Annotated in this window: 17 protein-coding genes and 1 tRNA gene; 10 read left to right on the top strand and 8 right to left on the bottom strand. The window is 46.7% G+C overall.

Annotated features, from left to right (window positions below):
- Window positions 1-6 precede the first annotated feature (6 nt).
- The 4 genes from FBY58_RS02365 to FBY58_RS02380 are packed head-to-tail and all read left to right on the top strand — an operon-like array spanning window position 7 to window position 4,417.
- A complete protein-coding gene (locus FBY58_RS02365; RefSeq protein WP_141919318.1) occupies window positions 7-1,059 on the top strand; it encodes an SGNH family hydrolase in 1,053 nt (350 codons plus the stop codon).
- Window positions 1,056-2,627 (top strand): SGNH/GDSL hydrolase family protein, encoded by a 1,572-nt coding sequence (locus FBY58_RS02370; RefSeq protein WP_141919319.1) that lies wholly within the window; start codon window positions 1,056-1,058, stop codon window positions 2,625-2,627. Before FBY58_RS02365 ends, FBY58_RS02370 begins: the two co-directional genes overlap by 4 nt.
- Window positions 2,628-2,663: 36 nt before the next feature.
- Window positions 2,664-4,070 (top strand): MBOAT family protein, encoded by a 1,407-nt coding sequence (locus FBY58_RS02375; RefSeq protein WP_141919320.1) that lies wholly within the window; start codon window positions 2,664-2,666, stop codon window positions 4,068-4,070.
- Window positions 4,071-4,090: 20 nt separating this feature from the next.
- Window positions 4,091-4,417 (top strand): hypothetical protein, encoded by a 327-nt coding sequence (locus FBY58_RS02380; RefSeq protein ID WP_141920595.1) that lies wholly within the window; start codon window positions 4,091-4,093, stop codon window positions 4,415-4,417.
- A gap of 3 nt (window positions 4,418-4,420) precedes the next feature.
- Here FBY58_RS02380 and FBY58_RS02385 read toward each other — a convergent pair whose 3' ends face one another.
- A complete protein-coding gene (locus tag FBY58_RS02385) occupies window positions 4,421-5,071 on the bottom strand; it encodes a cell wall hydrolase (RefSeq protein WP_141919321.1) in 651 nt (216 codons plus the stop codon).
- A gap of 473 nt (window positions 5,072-5,544) precedes the next feature.
- On the opposite strand from FBY58_RS02385, the gene FBY58_RS02390 reads away from it, so the two are divergent.
- The 4 genes from FBY58_RS02390 (at window position 5,545) to der (ending at window position 9,619) form a co-directional block, all read left to right on the top strand.
- Window positions 5,545-5,621: transfer RNA gene (locus FBY58_RS02390), tRNA-Asp, on the top strand.
- A 296-nt stretch (window positions 5,622-5,917) separates the two neighbouring features.
- On the top strand, window positions 5,918-6,682 hold the full coding sequence (locus tag FBY58_RS02395; RefSeq protein WP_141919322.1) for a tetratricopeptide repeat protein: 765 nt from the start codon (window positions 5,918-5,920) through the stop codon (window positions 6,680-6,682).
- Window positions 6,683-6,703: 21 nt separating this feature from the next.
- A complete protein-coding gene (locus tag FBY58_RS02400; protein ID WP_141919323.1) occupies window positions 6,704-8,188 on the top strand; it encodes a PQQ-binding-like beta-propeller repeat protein in 1,485 nt (494 codons plus the stop codon).
- Between the two features lie 66 nt (window positions 8,189-8,254).
- The gene (gene der, locus FBY58_RS02405) at window positions 8,255-9,619 is read left to right on the top strand and encodes a ribosome biogenesis GTPase Der (protein ID WP_141919324.1); all 1,365 of its coding nucleotides are present in this window, start codon (window positions 8,255-8,257) and stop codon (window positions 9,617-9,619) included.
- Window positions 9,620-9,680: 61 nt separating this feature from the next.
- Here der and FBY58_RS02410 read toward each other — a convergent pair whose 3' ends face one another.
- A complete protein-coding gene (locus tag FBY58_RS02410) occupies window positions 9,681-11,354 on the bottom strand; it encodes a formate--tetrahydrofolate ligase (RefSeq protein WP_141919325.1) in 1,674 nt (557 codons plus the stop codon).
- 452 nt (window positions 11,355-11,806) lie between these two features.
- Here FBY58_RS02410 and FBY58_RS02415 point away from each other — a divergent pair, with 452 nt between their 5' ends.
- Window positions 11,807-12,124 carry a 2Fe-2S iron-sulfur cluster binding domain-containing protein gene (locus tag FBY58_RS02415; protein WP_141919326.1) on the top strand — a complete coding sequence of 106 codons (318 nt, stop codon included), beginning with the start codon at window positions 11,807-11,809 and terminating at the stop codon, window positions 12,122-12,124.
- Between the two features lie 177 nt (window positions 12,125-12,301).
- Complete coding sequence (locus tag FBY58_RS02420; RefSeq protein WP_141919327.1) at window positions 12,302-12,784, top strand: Lrp/AsnC family transcriptional regulator; 483 nt, start codon at window positions 12,302-12,304, stop codon at window positions 12,782-12,784.
- Window positions 12,785-12,789: 5 nt separating this feature from the next.
- Here FBY58_RS02420 and FBY58_RS02425 read toward each other — a convergent pair whose 3' ends face one another.
- From FBY58_RS02425 to tpiA, 6 genes are all read right to left on the bottom strand, one after another.
- Entirely contained in the window at window positions 12,790-13,488 is a 699-nt protein-coding gene (locus tag FBY58_RS02425) for an ABC transporter ATP-binding protein (RefSeq protein WP_141919328.1), read from the bottom strand.
- Window positions 13,481-14,731 (bottom strand): lipoprotein-releasing ABC transporter permease subunit, encoded by a 1,251-nt coding sequence (locus tag FBY58_RS02430; protein WP_141919329.1) that lies wholly within the window; start codon window positions 14,729-14,731, stop codon window positions 13,481-13,483. Before FBY58_RS02430 ends, FBY58_RS02425 begins: the two co-directional genes overlap by 8 nt.
- Window positions 14,732-14,736: 5 nt before the next feature.
- Window positions 14,737-16,059, bottom strand: a complete 1,323-nt coding sequence (gene proS, locus FBY58_RS02435; protein ID WP_141919330.1) for a proline--tRNA ligase — start codon at window positions 16,057-16,059, stop codon at window positions 14,737-14,739.
- A 490-nt stretch (window positions 16,060-16,549) separates the two neighbouring features.
- Complete coding sequence (locus FBY58_RS02440) at window positions 16,550-18,184, bottom strand: CTP synthase (protein ID WP_141919331.1); 1,635 nt, start codon at window positions 18,182-18,184, stop codon at window positions 16,550-16,552.
- Window positions 18,185-18,323: 139 nt separating this feature from the next.
- Window positions 18,324-18,683: a preprotein translocase subunit SecG gene (gene secG, locus FBY58_RS02445; protein ID WP_141919332.1), complete on the bottom strand. Its 360-nt coding sequence runs from the start codon at window positions 18,681-18,683 to the stop codon at window positions 18,324-18,326.
- Window positions 18,684-18,954: 271 nt separating this feature from the next.
- Complete coding sequence (tpiA, locus tag FBY58_RS02450; RefSeq protein WP_141919333.1) at window positions 18,955-19,707, bottom strand: triose-phosphate isomerase; 753 nt, start codon at window positions 19,705-19,707, stop codon at window positions 18,955-18,957.
- Window positions 19,708-19,788: the final 81 nt, after the last annotated feature.

Consider the following 19,788-nt stretch of genomic DNA (forward strand, 5'->3'; position numbering starts at 1 on the left):
GATTTCATGAAATCAGCGCGTTTTTTAGCTGATCGGGCTGTTGTATTGTTATTAGGTGTCGCGGTCGGATCAGCCATAGGCTACGCTTTCGGTTCATCGGGGAAATCCGGTGAAGTGCCTGTGCCGCCCTCTACCCAGTCGGTCACTTCTCTTGACAACAAAGGTTATACAACGGGTCAGGCTGAACCCGATCAACCTGTTGTCGCTAATTCTGTGACAGCGGCAGAAAATCCAACGATACCGGAGAATACATCCGGCGAAGCGTATAAACCTTTCGTGCCACCGCATTCGGCTTTACCTCCCGAACCCTCAAGCGCAAATTTGAATCAGCGCTTAGCGCAAGGTGAACCCCTGCGAGTTGGGGTGTTCGGTGACAGTTATGGTGATGGGCTTTGGTCGGCTCTTTATCGTTTGTTGCCCGCCAAAGAAGGCTATCGCGTTTTAAAATTCAGCCAGCAATCAACCGGCTTTACCCGTTATCAAAGTCAGAATGTCGAAGAAAAGGCAAAGGCTGATTTGGTAAGCCAGCCAGTGGATATTGCGGTTATCTGTTTTGGTGCGAATGATGTTCAAGGCGTTTTAGTCGGGCATCATGCAGCACCCTTGCTCAGCGCAGAATGGCGACAAGTCATTGGTGACCGGATAGAAAGTTTCGTCACGATGCTGCGACAAAAGGGGATCAGTGTTTATTGGGTTGGTTTGCCCGTTATGCGCAAACCCGATTTTGATGCCAGTATCAGTAGTATGAATAGCTTTTATACCGCCGAAATGGCCAAGTTAAATGTTCCCTTTATCGAGACACGTTCGTTAACAGTGGACGAAAATGGGCAATATTCGCCTTATCTTATGGATGGCGTAAATGAGGCATCTAAAAAAATGACATTGATGCGGGCTAATGACGGGGTGCATATGTCAATGACCGGATATGTAAGGTTAAGCCGTGGCTTGGCTTCGCAAATTCGTCATTTTGCTGATCAGCATCGTCAGAAAGAGCCGAATACGCCAGCCTCGAATGAAGCAGCCACTGCTGTGACCCGTGGAAAAGAAGTGAACCGGTGAAACGCCCGATTTCATTAAAATTAGCTCTTGCCCTGACATCTGTTCTCGCTTCCTGTGCTTTTGTGGCGCGCGCTGTTGCGCCTACGGCATCGGCATCATCCTCTCCTGTTATCGGGGTGCCTTTCACGCCCCCCGAAACGCCGAACGCTTTAAGAAATCCTGAAGTAATCCTGCCTTTTTTCAAAAAATTGGCAGAAGCCCCGCATGGCAAGCATGTCAAACCACTGCACATCTTGCAGATTGGAGACAGTCATACAGCAGGGGATTCTATTTCTGGGGCGTGGCGTTCTATTCTGCAAAATCGCTATGGATCAGGTGGGCGTGGAATTTTAGCACCTGGTATTCCTTATAAAGGATATATCGCCCATGGGGTGCATGTCTCGATGTCGGACGGGTGGAATATCGGTTCGATTTTTGGTTCCCGTTACAGCAGCGATATGCCGCCTGTCGGATTTAGCGGTTTTAATCTGACTTCGCATAAAAATGGTGCCCAGATTTCATTGGATAGCGGCATTGAAGAAGCTTTCAACCGCTTTACGGTCTGCGGTCTTGCCAAGGCAGGAGCTGGAATTGTTGTGGTCTCGATGGGGGGACAATTTCAGCGGGTCGATTTTAATAGCGATTGGTCGCATACCCAATGCGTCACGTTAACGAGCGACATGCCGCAGGTTCATGCCGATGTTGTTGCCGCCGAAGGACCTATCACCTTAACATCTTGGGCAAGTTTTCGCGATAATGGCGGAGTCGCTGTTTCTAATTTAGGTGTTGTCGGTTCCCAATTAATCCATTTGCAGAGAAGTAGCGATCAGGTCATTGCAACAGAATTGAAGGTTTATCACCCTGATTTGATCGTTTTGGCTTTCGGCACAAATGAAGGCTTTTCACCCTTCTTTGACCCCAGCGCTTTTGAATCTATTTTGCGTGCGCAAATTTCAAGAATACGCCGTTTGTCGGGCGATGTGCCTATTTTGATGTTGGGCGCGCCGGATGCTTCCAGCCGGCGTGAGGAAATGCTGCATAATACACCCGGTGTTTCACCTCCGCTTTGTTCCGAGCCGATTCCTTCCGATAATTTTGCTGTGACAACGATGCCCAACTCAGCAATTGGTAGCACGCATAACCCCGCATCCAGCAATGCTGCCCAACCAAAGGGGGTTGATGCTGTGATGTCGACGCTTCGCCAGCAAGGCGTTTTTGGTTCTGATGGAAATGGCCCAGACGTATCCCAGCCTCCGGGGAATGATGCAAATTCAGTACAAAATACGCTGCCGAATGTTGTGCCTTCCTCTAACGTCATCTGGAAGGTGACAACCCATCCGTTATTCCCGCCTGCAGGTCTTGCTGCGGTTCGTCGGGTTCAACAGCGGGTTGCTTCTCAGCTTGGTATTGCCTTTTGGGATTGGCATGCCCGTATGGGAGGGGATTGCGCCGCCGTTCGTTGGGGAAAAGCCTATCCTTCCTTGATGCGGCGTGATTATGTCCATTATACATCCTTGGGTGGACAAATTATCGCAAACCGTCTGGATAACGATATAAAAAACGCTATGGATCAATCCTCGGCGCGATAGAGCCCATTATTAATGGGCAAGATTTAGGTTCCAAGAATGCTTTTTCCGACTTTGACTTTTGGTTTATTTTTTCTGGTCGTCTTTTCCATAGCTTGCTGTTTTAGAGGCAGTAATGACTGGCGAAAAATAGCGCTGTTGATCGCAAGCTGGTTTTTCTATGGTTGGTGGGATTGGCGTTTTGTAGCCCTGTTGATCTTGTCTGCTTTATTCAACTGGGGCATGGCCGCGTTTTTATCCCATTACGAAGGCAAAGCCCGTAAGCGGATTATGGTTGCCGGTATTATCGGCAACGTGTCTATTCTGGCTTTCTTTAAATATTATGCTTTTTTGCTCAACCAGATAGCCGCTTTTTGTGGGGTGTTGGGATATGCCCCGCATTTACCGTTTATGGAAATTGTACTGCCTGTCGGGGTCAGCTTTTTTACTTTCCAAGGCATGTCTTATCTGGTTGATGTCGAAAAAAAGAAAGTGCCGCCGGCCTCTTTGGGAGACATTTTGCTGCTAATGTCTTTCTTTCCCCATTTGGTTGCAGGGCCGATTGTTCGGGCATCAGAGCTTTTGCCGCAATTTAAAACGGTACCGCCTTTTGAAAAGTCAAAGATATCAATGGCTTTGCTCCTCATTATTTGGGGGCTGTTTAAGAAAGCCGTTATTGCTTCGGAACTTTCAACGCAATTAGTGGATCCAGTCTTTTTTGATCCATCAACCCATTCACGTTTAGAGCTGATTATGGCGGCCTATGGTTATGCCGCACAGATTTATTGTGATTTTTCAGCCTATAGTGACATGGCCATCGGGTTGGCGGCGTTATTAGGTTATCGTTTCCCAATCAACTTTAATCAGCCTTATCGAGCCGCCTCATTACAGGATTTTTGGCGCCGCTGGCATATCAGTCTTTCGTCATGGTTGCGTGATTATGTCTATATCGGTTGGTTAGGTGGTAATCGGCGAGGTGCTTTTAGAACATATTTCAACCTTTTCATAACCATGCTGATTGGTGGGTTATGGCATGGTGCCAATATGACCTTTGTTATCTGGGGCGCGCTGCATGGCGGTGTTCTTGCCTGTGAACGCCTTTGGAGCAGAATAAAGCCCTCAAGTTGGCCGAGCTTGCCTGTCTGGATACGAACTGTCTTTACGTTCCATATTGTCGTTGTTGGGTGGATATTTTTTAGAGCCGATAGCTTTTCGTCGGCGGTTAATTACCTGCAGAATATGATGCAAGGTGCATGGACGGCAGGGCAGGTGACACCGTTAATGGGGCTTTTGGTCTTATTCGGGCTTCTGATTCATTTCTTGCCTCGCGAAACGATGACTCATATCGCGTTAAAAATGAAAAACTGGCCAGCATGGTCTGTTGGCATTGCGATTGCTGTTTTGATTTTGGTTATCGATGCCATGCGCTACGAAGGCGTGGCGCCCTTTATTTATTACCAGTTTTAATAGGGAAGGGATGATACGTGATGCGTAACGACTTTTCACCGATAGACTTACCGACCAATATCAATGACCGGAAACGGGCTGGCTTATGGACAGGGATGGTTATTTCGACAGCAAGCTTGTTGTTGGCACTTTTAAATGCGGAGGCTGTTGCTGATTGGGCAGATGCCTTGGCACCTACCGCATGGACAGCCCCGATTGTAGCAACGGCGGATAGCTGGCGCGATATGACGGTAAAAACCGGTCTTTCTGCGCCGAGAGATTTTCTACACCGTTATTGGAAGAAGCTAGAAGCGCTTCATTTTTCAAATCAGGAAGGTGAGGAGGCTGTTCAGCCTCCTGAATCGTAAAGATTAACGATAGAAAACGTGGCTACCTAACGCATTAACGCGCGTGCGCGTTTTGAAGAAGTGGTTAGGAGCCTGAGAGTTCGCATGATAGAATAAAGCACCTTTCGTAAGGTCTTCACTGCTACCGGTTAAAACTTCATGAGCGATTTCGATTGCTTTTTGCCAACGACGATCCTGACGAGGTGGCGTGTAACGTGTGGTATCGAAAAACTGTCCGGGTTGATTGGTAACGCCGCAAACGGTTTGCGGGAAACGTCCACCGGCTTCTGCCCGATTTAAAATCAGTTGCGCAATTGCAATCTGGCCTTCACGGGGCTGATTGGCAGCCTCATGGTAAACAACTTTGGCCATGCACATCGTTTGTGTGCCTTCGGATTGTTGTTCCAATTCATCAGCCGAGAGATTTTCACTATCTTCAGAATAATCAGCTGATTTGGCCAATGCCTGTCGGGCATGATTGGCTACAGTGTCGTTATTATGCTCAAAAGTCGAATTGGCTACGGGCTGGCTTTTTGCAATCGCAATATTGCTAGCCAAGGTTACGCCCAAAGGAAGGGCGGCAGCTATGGCCTGATGTGCCGGAAAGGTGATGGCGGCTACAGGTAAAATAAATTTTGCCCATTTTTTACAAAATAAATGTCCTAAAGCGGACATCGACAACTCCATAACCTGCGCAATTTTCGGCTGACCCACATAAATAATGCAAGAATATCGTTAATCTTGGGACAGCAGAATAATCACGTCTTGCCGACCTAATAGCATCCAAGATGGATGAATTAAGTGGCCGTCTTCTTGGTGGCGCTCTATTTCCCCTTGGTCAATCCATCGGAACTTTTTACAAGGCTGTCCGTTTCTTTGCTGCGGTAAATTGCAGTGGTTATTTGATCCGGACGAATGGATTTTTCAATTTTTGTCATTGAAAGACTCAATGAAAGGGTGGGGTCGCTATAACGGCTCGATCTATTTTTTTCTATAATTTTTCTAGAAAAAGGCCTGTTCTCAAGAGGGCGTGCCTGATTACCCCCTTCAAAAGTCGAATTTAGCTGTTTTTTTTGAAAAAAATGAAAAAAAATTCAAATAGTTCTTGACGGCATAGCCAACCTCGCTTAGAGGACTGGCCATCCCAAGCGGGTGTAGCTCAGTTGGTTAGAGCGCCGGCCTGTCACGCCGGAGGTCGCGAGTTCGAGTCTCGTCACTCGCGCCATTTTTTATGGCGCTTCCTTAGGGTTTATGCTTTTCCTCAATAAAGCAGCCTCTGCTGTTCAAGCAAGAATATTTCCCCACAAAATTAATTTTTTAGATAGCGTCCGTTCATAGATTGGGCGATACTACGTTCTAAGAATTTAAGTGATAATTTCTTAATATCAGCCATTGACGGCTTTCTCTCTTTATCCGAGACGTTATCTGCTTAAATCTTTGTGAAGACAAAAAGACACCCTATAAACTTAGCGGCTCAAAATAACTGATTCGCCTTGAGCTTTAAGGTGTTACTGTTGATTGATGTTGGAGACGATCTTGGCTGACCTGCCACATAACAGCAACGATAACCAAAATACGTTACAGACGGCTTCTGAAACGAGTGATCAGACAAAAGAGCCGTTTTGTGCCACACATCGTCGGTGTATTACGGCCTCTATTATAGCAATTCTGCTGCTGGTCGGCATTGGTGGCATAGGCTGTTGGTTATATCATCGTCATAAACAAGAGGCGATCAATAGCCGTGGAGATGCTTTGGCTGCAGCGATTGCGCCAGTTATCCAAGGTGGGCAAGTAAAAGACGTTGCTACGCTGGACAAGCTGATTGCATCTGGTGATCCTGTCTATGCCAATCTTGGCCGTTTTCTGAAGGCGGGCGTTTTTGCTGACAAAGGCGATGTTAAAAGCGCCACAGCTTTATATCAGACCGTTTTAAATGATCCGGCAGCAGGTGACATCTTACATGCCGTTGCGACTTTACATTTAAGCGCGATCGAAATGGATACGGTTCCACCTGAAAATGTGATTAAGCGGCTTCAGCCTTTGGTTGCACCCGGTAGCCGTTGGTTAGGCAGTGCCGGCGAAATGCAGGCAGCGGCTTATTTGAAAGAAAATAAACCGGAACAGGCTGTTAAAATTTATCAGAGAATAGCTTCCGACACGTCTGTTCCTGAAGATATCCGTGAGCGTGCAAAATCACTTGCTAATTCTTACGCCGATATACTGGGTAACGATAAAGAAAAGCCGGGCAATCCGGTAGCAACGACACCAGCGTCGGACAAAAAATAAGAGTAGCTGGGGATAACGTTAATGGCAAATTGGTTGAGCAAGACACGTCTGTTGAGACATGTTGCAATGGGTTGTATCTGCGTCTTTTCCGTCGCGTCCTGCAACATGGCAAAAGAAAATAAGCCGAAAACTCCGCTTATCGGCGAACGCACCCCTATTCTTATGACCGAAAATGGGGTCGATATTGACCCTGGTCTAGCTTCAGTTGCCGTGACGGTTCCTGATCCCTTCTCGAATGAAGCATGGGAACAGCCGGGTGGTAATGCCGAAAAATCAATGGGGCATTTGGCGCTGGGTAAGGCTACGACCCGTATCTGGCAGGCAAAGATCGGTGGCGGCAGCACCCGTGCCCGAATGGCCTCAGGCCCTGTTATTGCCGATGGTCGGTTATACGTTGTTGATACCCGTGCTCATCTTTATGCTTTTGATGCCGATAGCGGGAAGCTGCTTTGGAAAAAGATGGTCGGTGATGGCCATGACATTATCAAGAGCATTCACATTGATGATGAAAATGAAGAGCCTTTACCCGCGCCCAAACGTTCGGACAAACAAGCCTATAGTTTATGGCTGAGAGCCGAAAAGATTAGAATAAAGAATAAAAAACCACGGCGGGGCAGCGGTAACGGTGCCGCAATGTTTGGCGGTGGTGTCAGTGTTGACGGTGATCGGCTATTTGCGACCTCCGGTATCGGGGACGTGGCCGCTTTCGATGCCAAAACCGGAAAACAGCTTTGGATTAAGCGTCCTGGTGGTCCTTTGCGTGGCGCTCCAGGTGTGGGGCTTGGAAATTTATACGTCATTTCTCGTGACAATCAGATTTTTGCTTTGTCTGAAGATACCGGTGAAGTGCAGTGGTCTGATGCGGCGACCTTGGAAACGACCGCTATTTTTGGTGCTGCCGCGCCTTCTATTTCACACGGAACGGTGATTGCCGGATTCTCTTCTGGAGAGTTAAACGCCTATCGTTATGAAAATGGCTACGAGGTGTGGCAGGATGCCTTGTCTCGTACCAGTATTTCTACCACAGTTGGTAGTTTGTCCGATATTGACGCTTTCCCTGTGATTGATTCTGGCCATGTCTATGCCGTTGGACAGGGTGGTCGGATGGTCGCCGTCGATTTATATACCAGCCAGCGTCTGTGGGAACTTAACATATCCGGATTTTCGACCCCATGGGTGGCCGGACAATGGATCTTTGTTGTGACGATGGACGCGAAATTGCTCGCCATTCAACGGACAACAGGTCATATCCGCTGGATGAGTGAACTAAAAGCTTGGGCTAATCCGGCTAAAAAAACAGGGCCGATCAATTGGAACGGGCCAGTCCTTGCTGGTGGTCGCCTTATCCTTACTAATAACCGCGGAGAGGTTGTCGAAGTCGATCCGACTGATGGTCAGATGATTTCCAGACGTCGTGTCGGTCTGCCTATGGTTGTAACCCCTGTTGTTGCCCGCGATAAGCTATATTTGTTGGGCGAAAATGGTCAGTTACAGGCATGGCGTTGATCCGCAGTGAAGTTAGGTTATTCCCCGTTATTTTAAGTGAGTTTTTGCTCACAATAGGAAGATAATATGTCAAGCGTTGCCATTATTGGCCGCCCGAATGTCGGAAAGTCCACTTTATTTAATAGATTGGTTGGAAAAAGACTGGCTCTGGTTGATGATCGGCCAGGTGTTACCCGTGACCGTCGCGAAGGGGACGCCGATCTTATCGGAATGCCTTTTCGGGTCATTGATACGGCTGGTTTCGAAGATGAAGATCCAGATAGCCTTCCGGGAAGAATGCGTGTTCAGACGGAAGCCGCCGTCAAAGAATGTGACGTTGCTTTATTTGTAATTGATGCGCGGCAGGGCATAACGCCTCTTGATGAGGAAATTGCCCGCTGGTTGAGAGTATTGGGCAAACCTGTCATTGTCCTTGCCAATAAATGCGAAGGAAAGGGCGGTGAAGCTGGCCTTCTGGAAGCCTATGCTTTGGGCTTTGGGGAGCCGCTTCCTTTTTCGGCCGAGCATGGCGAAGGTATCGTTGGTTTATTTCAGGAATTACGGCCTTTCATTGAAGGTAGTGCTGTTGTAGCAGAACAACCTTCTGAAGATGAAGACGTAGAAAAAACCGAAGAAGAAGTTGACCTGTCGCCTTTACAATTGGCGATTGTTGGTCGTCCAAATGCAGGTAAGTCGACGCTTATTAATCGCCTTATTGGTTCAGATCGCCTGATTACGGGTCCTGAAGCTGGTATTACCCGCGATTCCATCGCGATTGATTGGTCATGGCAAGGTCGTCCCGTCCGCTTGGTTGATACGGCTGGATTGCGGAAAAAAGCGCGTGTTGTCGATAAAATGGAACGTTTATCTGTCATGGATACGTTCCGCACTATTGATTATGCCGAAGTCGTCGTCTTGTTGCTTGACGCCACCCAAGGCCTTGAAGGTCAGGATTTACGGATTGCTGATCGTGTCCTTGAAGAAGGCCGCAGTTTGATCATCGCCATTAACAAATGGGATATGGTCGAAAGTCCTTCTGCTTTCTTACAAGCCATTCGCCAAGGGTTGGATGATGGTTTGGCACAGGTAAAGGGTGTGCCTCTCATTACCATTTCGGCTTTAACCGGACGTGGTATAGATCCTTTGTTGAAGGCTGCTTTTGAAACAAGAAAAGCATGGAGCCGCCGTGTTTCGACAGGGCAGCTTAATCGCTGGCTTATTCGGGCTATTGCACATCATTCCCCGCCAGCTCCGGGTGGTAAAAGAATTAAATTGCGTTATCTAACGCAAATTAAGACGCGGCCACCGACGTTTGTTTTATTTGGAACGCGCGTAGATCAATTGCCGACAAGCTATGAGCGTTATCTTATAAATAGTTTACGGTCAGATTTGGGTTTTGGATCAGTTCCGATCCGGCTGCATTTCCGAGCGCCGGATAATCCTTTCGATTGATTTGGATTTAAAAAAAGCTTCCTGATTTCTCAGGAAGCTTTTTTTGTAGAAGTTGCTTGAATTAAGCGAGACCGACGATTTCGTTATCGTCGTTAATGTCGATATTTTCGGCAGCCGGATGACGCGGTAAACCCGGCATCGTCATGACATTACCTGAAATTGCGACAATAAAGCCTGCACCTGCATTCAGGCGAACTTCTCTGATCGGGAAGCTATGACCTGTGGGGGTATTTTTGGCTTTAGGATCAGCAGAGAAGGACGACTGCGTTTTTGCGATGCAAACGGGCAAATTACCGAAGCCTTGCTCTTCGAAGCTTTTCAGCTTTTTCAAGACGGCACCCTGTGGAATGACTTCACCTGCGCGGTAAATCTCTTTGGCGATCGTTTCGATTTTCTGCCAAAGCGGCATTTCATCCGGATACAGAAGGCGGAAAGAATCTTCTTTCGGTGCATCCAGCAAAGCAGACAGCTTGCGTGCTAAATCTTCGGCCCCAGCACCACCATCCGTAAAGTGGGTGCAGACAGCTGAATCCAAACCGATGGTTGAGCAAAGATCCTGAAGCTTGTCTAATTCTGCTTCTGTGTCGCTGTGGAAGCGGTTGATAGCAACAACAACTTTAACACCGAATTTAGCCAGATTTTCTGCGTGACGTGCCAGATTGGCAAAGCCTGTTTCAATGGCTGCGATATTTTCGCTCTTAAGATCAGCTAAGGCAACGCCACCATGCATTTTCAATGCGCGGATAGTCGCAACCAAAACAACTGCATCAGGTTCCAGATCGGCCTGACGACATTTAATGTCAAAGAATTTTTCTGCCCCAAGATCAGCACCGAAACCAGCTTCGGTGATGGCAATATCACCAAGATGCAAGGCAGCTTTGGTTGCGATCAACGAGTTACAACCATGAGCAATATTCGCAAAGGGGCCGCCATGGATAAGGGCAGGGTTGCCTTCCAAGGTTTGTACGAGATTTGGCTGTAAAGCATCCTTCAAAAGCGCGGTCATAGCACCTGCGGCTTTGATTTTTGCAGCAGCAACAGGGCTGTGATCATTGTCTTCGCCGATGATAATTTTTTCAAGGCGACTACGCAGATCTTTCAGATCAGAAGCAAGGCAAAGGATAGCCATGACTTCAGAAGCGACGCTGATATCGAAACCGGCTTCTCGTGGGTAGCCATTGGCTTTTCCACCCAGACCGATAACCATGTTACGAAGCATCCGGTCATTCATATCAATTACGCGACGGAAGGTGATGCTGTTGCGATCCATGACCGGAGCATTACCCCAATGCACATGGTTATCGATCATGGCAGCTAGAAGATCATGCGCCGAGGTTATGGCATGGAAATCACCGGTGAAATGCAGATTGATTCGTTCCATTGGAACAACCTGGGCATAACCACCACCAGCAGCGCCACCTTTGACGCCGAAGCAAGGACCTAAAGACGGTTCGCGAAGGCAGATAACAGCCTTTTTCCCGATACGGTTGAAAGCATCGCCAAGGCCGACAGTCGTTGTGGTTTTACCTTCTCCGGCTGGCGTCGGAGTAATGGCGCTAACCAAAATCAGCTTGCCTTTTGGCTTTGAAGATAAGCTGTTCAGATAATTGCCATCCAACTTGGCAATGGTATGTCCGTAAGACAGAACGGATTCATCAGGAATATTTAGACGGCCAGCAATCTCTGTAATAGGTTTTAAGGTTGCGGCTCTAGCGATTTCGATATCGCTCAGCATAGAATTCTCTCCAAAAGCAAATAGTAAATTCAGTGAGAAGTTTAAAAAGGCAGATAGCAGCTCTGTCTATTCTTAGCCGCTATGTAAGACAATAAAACAGATAACGAAATAAGGTCTTTTAGATAAATTTTTTTCGAAAATATCAAATAACAATATTACAATGTGAAAAAATATTATGCTGTCATTTTAAAGTAGGATAAGGCGCTCTCCTTAAATATAAGGTCAAAAAATATATGGTCAGGCATGAGGTTATATAGAGATGTATCAAAGCCAGTTTTGTTCATAAGGATTTATTAAGTTTATCGCTGGAAAAGAATTATTCATTATTGCTTTGTCAGCAATAAACTTAAATGCATCGAGCCTGACCTTTCTCAAGCTAGGCCAAGGTTATTCAGACCTTAACAGATAAATCAAAGCGTTAAGTAAAATTGTACAGTTGGATATCAGGAAATATGGATAGCAAAAAACTGCCGGTTTCGGAGTCTTCTGTTAGTACCAAAGAAGACAATTTCGAAATCAAGATAGCTTCAAGTGGTGAAGTTATTCCGGTTAGATCCGGACAAACTATTGCAGATGCCTTGGAGCATGCTGGCATTGAAACGGTGATTGCCTGTGAACAGGGTGTCTGTGGTGCCTGTATGGTCGGATTGGTATTGGGTGAAGCCGATCATCGAGATCATATCCAGTCGGATGCCGAAAAAGCACAAAATAAAGAGATCGCTATTTGCTGTTCTCGCGCACATTCAGCACGGCTCGTGCTCGACCTTTAGCGATTAGTTGTCCTAATTTTTAAAAAAAATACGTGGTTTTTTGTTCTCGCACGACCATGCCTAAATTTTTATGATCTGTTTATGCATTAATAGCTTTTAAAAACTTTGCAGATGGTGGAGGTTGATATTATAAATTTTTAAACAAAAACTAAAATTTTCTGGGAAAAATACCAAATTATGAGCAGAAAGCTGGATGATTTTGACGTCAAAATTTTAGACTTACTTCAGCATGATGCTACGGTCACGATGGCCGAATTATCAGAAAAAACGGGTCTATCGGCTAATGCCTGCTGGCGACGTATCCGAATTTTAGAATCTGATGGTGTTATTCAAAACCGTGTTACTTTGCTTAATCCCCAGAAAATCGGGCTTGGTATTACTGTATTTGTTTGTATCCGATGTGCTGAGCATTCTCAGGATTGGTTGGATAATTTTCTGAAAATCGTCAATGAATCACCAGAAGTCATAGAATTTTACCGCTTGGCGGGTGATATTGATTACCTTCTAAAGTTACAGGTGGCGAGTATTCACGATTATGATCGCCTTTATAAAAAGCTGGTCAGTCGTGTAAAATTAACAGATGTCAGTGCTATTTTCTCGATGGAAGAATTGAAGCACAGTACCATTTTGCCTTTGTCTCAAACATCACAAAAGAAATAATAAATTTAATATTCTTCGATTAGACGGCCGTCATGTAATGTAACGATTCTGTCCATCTTACGCGCCATAGCCATATTATGCGTGGCGATGATTGCCGCAGAGCCTTGGCGACGAACCAAGCGCAAAAACTCATGTAAAACAATATCACCGGTCGCTTCATCCAGATTACCGGTTGGTTCATCAGCCAAAACCAAGGCGGGGCGATTGGCTAGCGCGCGCGCTACAGCAACGCGTTGTTGTTCTCCACCCGATAATTGCGATGGATAATGTTTTACTCTGTCTTCCAGCTTTAAAGATTGCAGCAAAAAAAGAGCATGTTTTTTGGCTTTTTTAGGGCTTTCCCCTTGGATTAGCTGGGGAAGCATGACGTTTTCCAAGGCAGAAAAGTCGGGTAGTAAATGATGAAATTGATAAACAAATCCGAGATGATCTCGACGGACCGCGGTTCGGGCTTTGTCGTTCAAAGAGCCGATTTCCTGCCCAAGGATATTGATAGAGCCTGTAAATCCGTTTTCCAAAAGACCGACAGCTTGCAAAAAAGTTGATTTTCCTGCGCCAGATGGCCCCAGAAGAGCCAAGATTTCACCCCGTCTGACAATGAGATCAATGCCACGCAAGATTTTGATTTCTTGGTCGCCTTGTTTGAACGCCCGTTGAAGGTCGGTGACCTCAATAACGTTGTTATACGAAAATGGGCTATTCATAACGTAAGACCTCGACCGGATCTGTGCTGGCAGCTTTCCATGCAGGATAAAGCGTAAAAAGAAAGCTAGATCCAATCGATAGGGTTATGATGCCGATGACTTCAATCGGATCCACCCGCGCCGGTAATTCAGTGATAATGCGGATAGAGGGATCCCATAAATCCTGACCACTGAAATATTGAATCGCATTTACCAAAGGTTGCCGGAAATAGAGGATAATAAAAGCCAAAATTACGCCCGCCAGAGTGCCGAGACTGCCAATGGCGAGTCCGACTGCCATAAATATTTTGAGCATGGCAATACGGGATGCACCCATCGTTCTTAAAATAGCGATATCTCTATTTTTAGCACGGACAAGCATAATCAAGGAGGACAGGATATTGAAAGCGGCGACAAGAATAATCAAAGCCAGAATCCAAAACATCACGACCCGTTCAACCGAAAGTGCCTGAAATAGGCTGGCATTCATGCTGCGCCAGTCTTGTAAAACCCCGACATTAGAGACTTTGTCTTTTAACAGATCAAGTATTTGGCCTACATGGTCAGCATTATTGGTTTTTATCTCGATGATGCCAATATTATCACCCATCATGAGAAAGGTTTGGGCATCCGGCAGCGGCATAATGACAAAAGCTTTGTCATAGTCGTAAACACCGACTTCAAACACAGCTGCAACCCGATAGGAAACAATCCTTGGCACAGTTCCGAAAGGGGTGGTCTGTCCGGCAGGTGAAATCAGGCTGATATCATCTCCGGCGTGGATGCCTAGCTGTTCAGCCAACCTGATACCAATAATAACGTTGTTTGATCCGACCTTCAGTTCATTCAGATGGCCTTCTCGAATATTTGAGCGGATCAAATTGTTATTATTGACATCATTCAGTGCCATGCCCCGCAAAAGCACACCTTCGACCCGACCGGCATGGGTTGCCATCAAAGGCTGTTCAATAAGAGGAATGGCGCTGGTTACGCCCGGTGTTTTTTTTGTCGCATCCAGCACTGGTCGCCAGTTTCCAAGTTGGCCATTATAGCCTTGGATAACCGCGTGACCGTTAATGCCGACGATTTTATCAAATAATTCTGCCCTGAACCCGTTCATGACACTCATCACAATGATGAGGGCGGCGACCCCTAAGGTTACAGCCAGAAGGCTGATAGAGGCCACCAAAAATATGAACGCTTCGCCTTTCCCCGGTAACAGGTATCTTCTGGCTATTATTCGTTCATAGGCAGAAAGAATCATCGTTGTTAATGGCCTGTCTTAAGAAGGTTAAAGGCCTCTTCTATCGTAAGCGTTTGCTTTTTACCGCTGGCGCGGTTTTTCAGCTCAACCACGCCTTTGGCTGCGCCTTTTGGACCGATAACGACCTGCCATGGCAAGCCAATCAGATCCATAGTGGCAAATTTTGCTCCACCACGTTCGTTACGGTCGTCATAAAGCGTATCAACACCCGCAGCTTCCAAGCGTTTGTAAAGTGTGTCCGCAATCGCCTGACAATTTTCATCATCAACACGAAGATTGATGAGCCCAACGTGATAAGGTGCGACGGCTTCTGGCCAGATAATACCATTATCATCATGGCTGGCTTCGATAATGGCACCCAAAAGACGGGAAATACCAATACCGTAACTACCCATCTGAATTGGGATTGGCTTACCATCGGGGCCGGGAAGGGTGAAGCCCATGGGTTTCGAATATTTAGTGCCGAAGAAGAATATATGGCCTACTTCGATACCGCGTGACTGACAGAGCTTTTCGCCAGCTTGTGCTTCTCTTAATGGGTCGCGCTTTTCATCGGTGGCAGCATAGTCGGCGATATGATCGTTGACTATGCTCTGAAGTGCCTTGGGATCATCGAAGTCCGCCTCGATATGGCGACCCGGCTGTTCCCAGTTGCTGTGATAGAAGACGTCGCTTTCCCCATTGGGCGCAAGAACGATAAATTCATGCGATAAGTCGCCGCCGATAGGGCCTGTATCAGCCTGCATCGGGATAGCCCTCAATCCCAAACGAGCGAAGCTGTTTAAATAAGCGACGAACATCCGGTTATAGTTATGACGACCGGCAGCTTCATCAATGTCGAAACTGTAGGCATCTTTCATCAAGAATTCACGGCCACGCATCACACCAAAACGCGGGCGCACTTCATCACGGAATTTCCATTGGATATGATAAAAGATACGCGGCATATCGCGATAGCTTTGAAGATTATCCCGTATTAACGCGGTAATCATTTCTTCATTGGTCGGACCATAAAGCAATTCGCGATTATGTCTGTCCTTGATGCGGAGCATTTCAGGACCATAAGCGTCATAACGACCAGATTCGCGCCAGAGGTCAGCCGTCTGGAGCGTTGGCATCAGCAATTCCAGAGATCCAGCCCGAGCCTGTTCTTCGCGGATAATATTTTCAATCCGACGCAAAACCCGCAATCCCAAAGGTAGCCATGCATAAATACCGGCCGCCGTCTGGCGAATCATGCCAGCTCTCAGCATCAATTTATGGCTGATGATTTGGGCATCAGCCGGTGTTTCTTTCATCACAGGAAGAAAATAACGGGATAAGCGCATAGGATAAAAACTTCATCTGTCATAAAAAGGTTATTTTTAATGCTTGTAAATGTCAGAACCCGTTGCTGCAACTGAACTTTTTCTTTTTCAATCAACTTTAATGATGAAAAAAACAGAAAGAAGTTTTGAGCAAAAGAGCCGAACAAGCGATTGGGGTAAAATTGGGCGCAAAGTTAGAAGTCAGCGAGCACCATATAAATAATGTTGCATCTATAACACATTTCTCGCTCATTTTAACACAGACATGAAAAGCACGATGACAAGATCGAAGAAGTCGCATAGCCTTCAATACAGGCCTTAATTCAGGGGGATTGGTCTGAAAGACTAAAGTCTTTTTTTGATGCTTTCGGGGGGAAGTAATCGAAAGACTATAAGTCGAGCAAGGGGGTTGACGCTTACCGTCACGCGAGACGCCCGGGTTTTGACCCGGGCGTTTTTTTATACAAAAAAGGCCATCATTGGATTGATGGCCTTTTCTTTTATTCTTTTCTTAAACCAGACGGCTTTGTTTGAGAGCCGCTGCAACAAAGCTAGAAAAAAGCGGATGTGGATCGAATGGTTTTGATTTCAATTCTGGATGGAATTGAACACCAATGAACCAAGGGTGATCTGGACGCTCTACGATTTCAGGTAATAAGCCATCGGGTGACATACCAGAAAAGACTAAGCCGCCTTTTTCCAAAGCTTCTTTATAATGGATATTGACTTCGTAACGATGCCGATGCCGTTCTGTGATTTCCCGACTGTTATAAATCTCGGTAATCTGGCTACCTGCTTTTAGAACAGCAGGATAGGCACCCAAGCGCATCGTTCCACCAAGATCGCCATCAGCAGCTCTCTCTTCACGTTCGCCGTCCCGTTCCCATTCGGTTATTAGACCGATTACAGGTTCTTCGGATGGGCCAAACTCGCTACTTGAAGCATTTTTTAGCCCAGCTGTGTTGCGAGCACCTTCGATGCAAGCCATTTGCATACCCAAACAAATGCCAAAGAAAGGCACTTTATGTTCACGGGCAAATTTGACAGCAGCGATTTTGCCTTCTGATCCGCGTTCCCCGAATCCACCCGGCACCAAAATAGCATGCAAGGAAGACAGGGCTTCAGCCGCTTCTGGATTGTTGCCTTCAAACATTTCAGCATCAAGCCAGACAATGTTGACCTTTACCCGATTGGCAATGCCCCCATGCACTAAAGCTTCGTGCAGTGATTTATAGGCATCAGGTAAACCAACATATTTCCCAACCACACCAATGGTGACTTCACCTTCGGGATTAGCGAGTCGGTTAGAAATTTCTTTCCAGCGGTTAAGATCCAGAGGCGTTTCGATATTGAGACCAAAAGCCGAAAGAACCGCTTTGTCCAAGCCTTCTGCATGGTAATGCAACGGCACATCATAGATGCTTTTCGCATCCAAGGCCGGAATAACCGCTTCTTTCGGTACGTTGCAGAAAAGAGCGATTTTTGATCGTTCACCATCTGGCAACGGATGTTCTGTACGACAGACCAAAACATCGGGCTGGATGCCAAAGCTAGTTAAATCACGGACACTATGCTGGGTCGGCTTTGTTTTCAGTTCGCCGGCTGCAGCAATATAAGGCACCAGGGTAAGATGCACAAAAACGACTTTGCCACGACCGAGATCATTTTTTAACTGTCGAATAGCTTCGATGAAGGGAAGGGACTCAATATCCCCGACCGTGCCACCGATTTCACATAAGACGAAATCAAGATCGTCTGTATCGTCTCGAGCAAAGGTTTTGATCGCATCGGTAACATGCGGGATAACCTGAACCGTTGCGCCCAAATAATCGCCACGCCGTTCTTTGGCGATGATATTCTGATAAATACGTCCAGACGTAATATTATCAGAGCGACGAGAAGGAACGCCTGAAAATCTTTCATAATGTCCGAGGTCGAGATCCGTTTCGGCACCATCATCGGTGACGTAAACTTCCCCATGTTGATAGGGGCTCATCGTGCCTGGATCGACATTAAGATAAGGATCGAATTTACGGATACGGACTTTAAAGCCTCGTTCCTGTAACAAAGCAGCTAAACTGGCCGCCATCAGACCTTTGCCAAGGGATGACACCACACCGCCGGTGATAAATATAAACCGCGCCATGGGACTAAATGCCTAAAACTGAGAGGGATAAAAAAGCAAGCGAAGAATATAAAAATTTATCGATAACGAAAAATTTATCACTGGCAGAATGGCTAAAATACCAGCCAATGCTGTTATCTTGCTTCTGCCAGTTTAAAAATTATTTATGCGGAGTGGTCACCGGTTGATCAGCCAACGGAACCTGAGAGGTTTGCGGTTGTGCTGGTTGGCTAGGCGCTGGAGCACTCTGAACAGGCTTATGAGCCAGTGAAGTATCGATTTGAGGCGCACTATTCTGAACGCTGGCTAATGCGGCAAGGGCGATGGACAATACAACAAACAGTCCCGCCAGAGCACCCGTCGAGCGGGTCAGAAAGTTAGCAGCCCCACTGGCTGACATCAATCCGCCCGGATTCGAGCCACCGGTTATCCCGCTGCCTTCTGATTGTTGCATCAGAATAACAGTGACAAGTGCCGCTGCGACCAAGGCCTGAACGACTATAAGAATAGTAAACAACATCAGGAAAGTATTCTCCGGCAAAAATAATGCTGTCAGTGATGGTCTGAACAGCGAAAACCCATATTCAATAAAGCTGACGGTTATGGTCAGGCTATCCGGTTATTGAAAACGGTTTTTTTGATATTCAGTGGCCAAGACTGTAAAAATAGAGACTGGGATCAGCTCTAGCGAAAGGCGGCGTTCTCTTCAACCGGGTTATAATCATCCAAGGCTTTATGTTATATATAATTCGGTATGAGATGTATTTTGGTCTAGATAATGGGGTTTAAAGCTAGGCCGTTAAACGTCCTCCAGCTTCGATAATAGGTACAAATTGTTCTGCCGTCAGACTGGCACCGCCGACAAGTGTTCCGTTAACATCAGGGATTGCCATCAGCTCGGCTGCATTCTTGCCCGTGACTGAGCCGCCATAAAGAATACGAACCTTTTTACCTTCGCTGCCGAGCAATAGGCATAAACGATCACGAATCGAAGCATGCATTTCTGCAATATTTTCTGGTGCCGGTGTGTTTCCTGTGCCGATAGCCCAGATCGGTTCATAGGCGACAACCAGACTTTCGCTCGTCGCATCGGGAGGAATACAGCCGTCCAGCTGCGCACCAATAATGGGTAACGCCTGACCAGACGCATGCGCTGCCCGAGATTCACCGATGCACACAATCGTAATCAGACCATTGGCTATGGCCGTGGTTGTCTTTGCCCTGATTTCTTCGTTGGTCTCATTCTGTTCTATCCGGCGCTCACTATGCCCGACAATGACATAGCTAGCCCCGACTTCACGTAGCATCGGAGCTGAAACGCAGCCTGTATGCGAGCCGCTTTCATCATAATGACAATCTTGCGCCCCGAAAGTCATATCCGGTTGGCGCACAATGGCGGGAGCAATCAGCGTGAAGGACGGACAAATCACAACATCAAGTTCCGGATGGGCAAAGGTTGCTTTGGCTATACCGTCCAGTTCGTGCAACATGCCTAAAGAACCGTTCATTTTCCAATTGCCGGCGATGAGCTTGCGTATTGTCATGAGCCTATTCCTTCATATCGCCTTATATCTACAATCATTCTCTTCTTAAAACACGCTATGCCGTGATGGAATAAATGAGGT

This window comes from Zymomonas mobilis, assembly GCF_006715975.1.
Classification (GTDB): Bacteria; Pseudomonadota; Alphaproteobacteria; order Sphingomonadales; family Sphingomonadaceae; genus Zymomonas; species Zymomonas mobilis_B.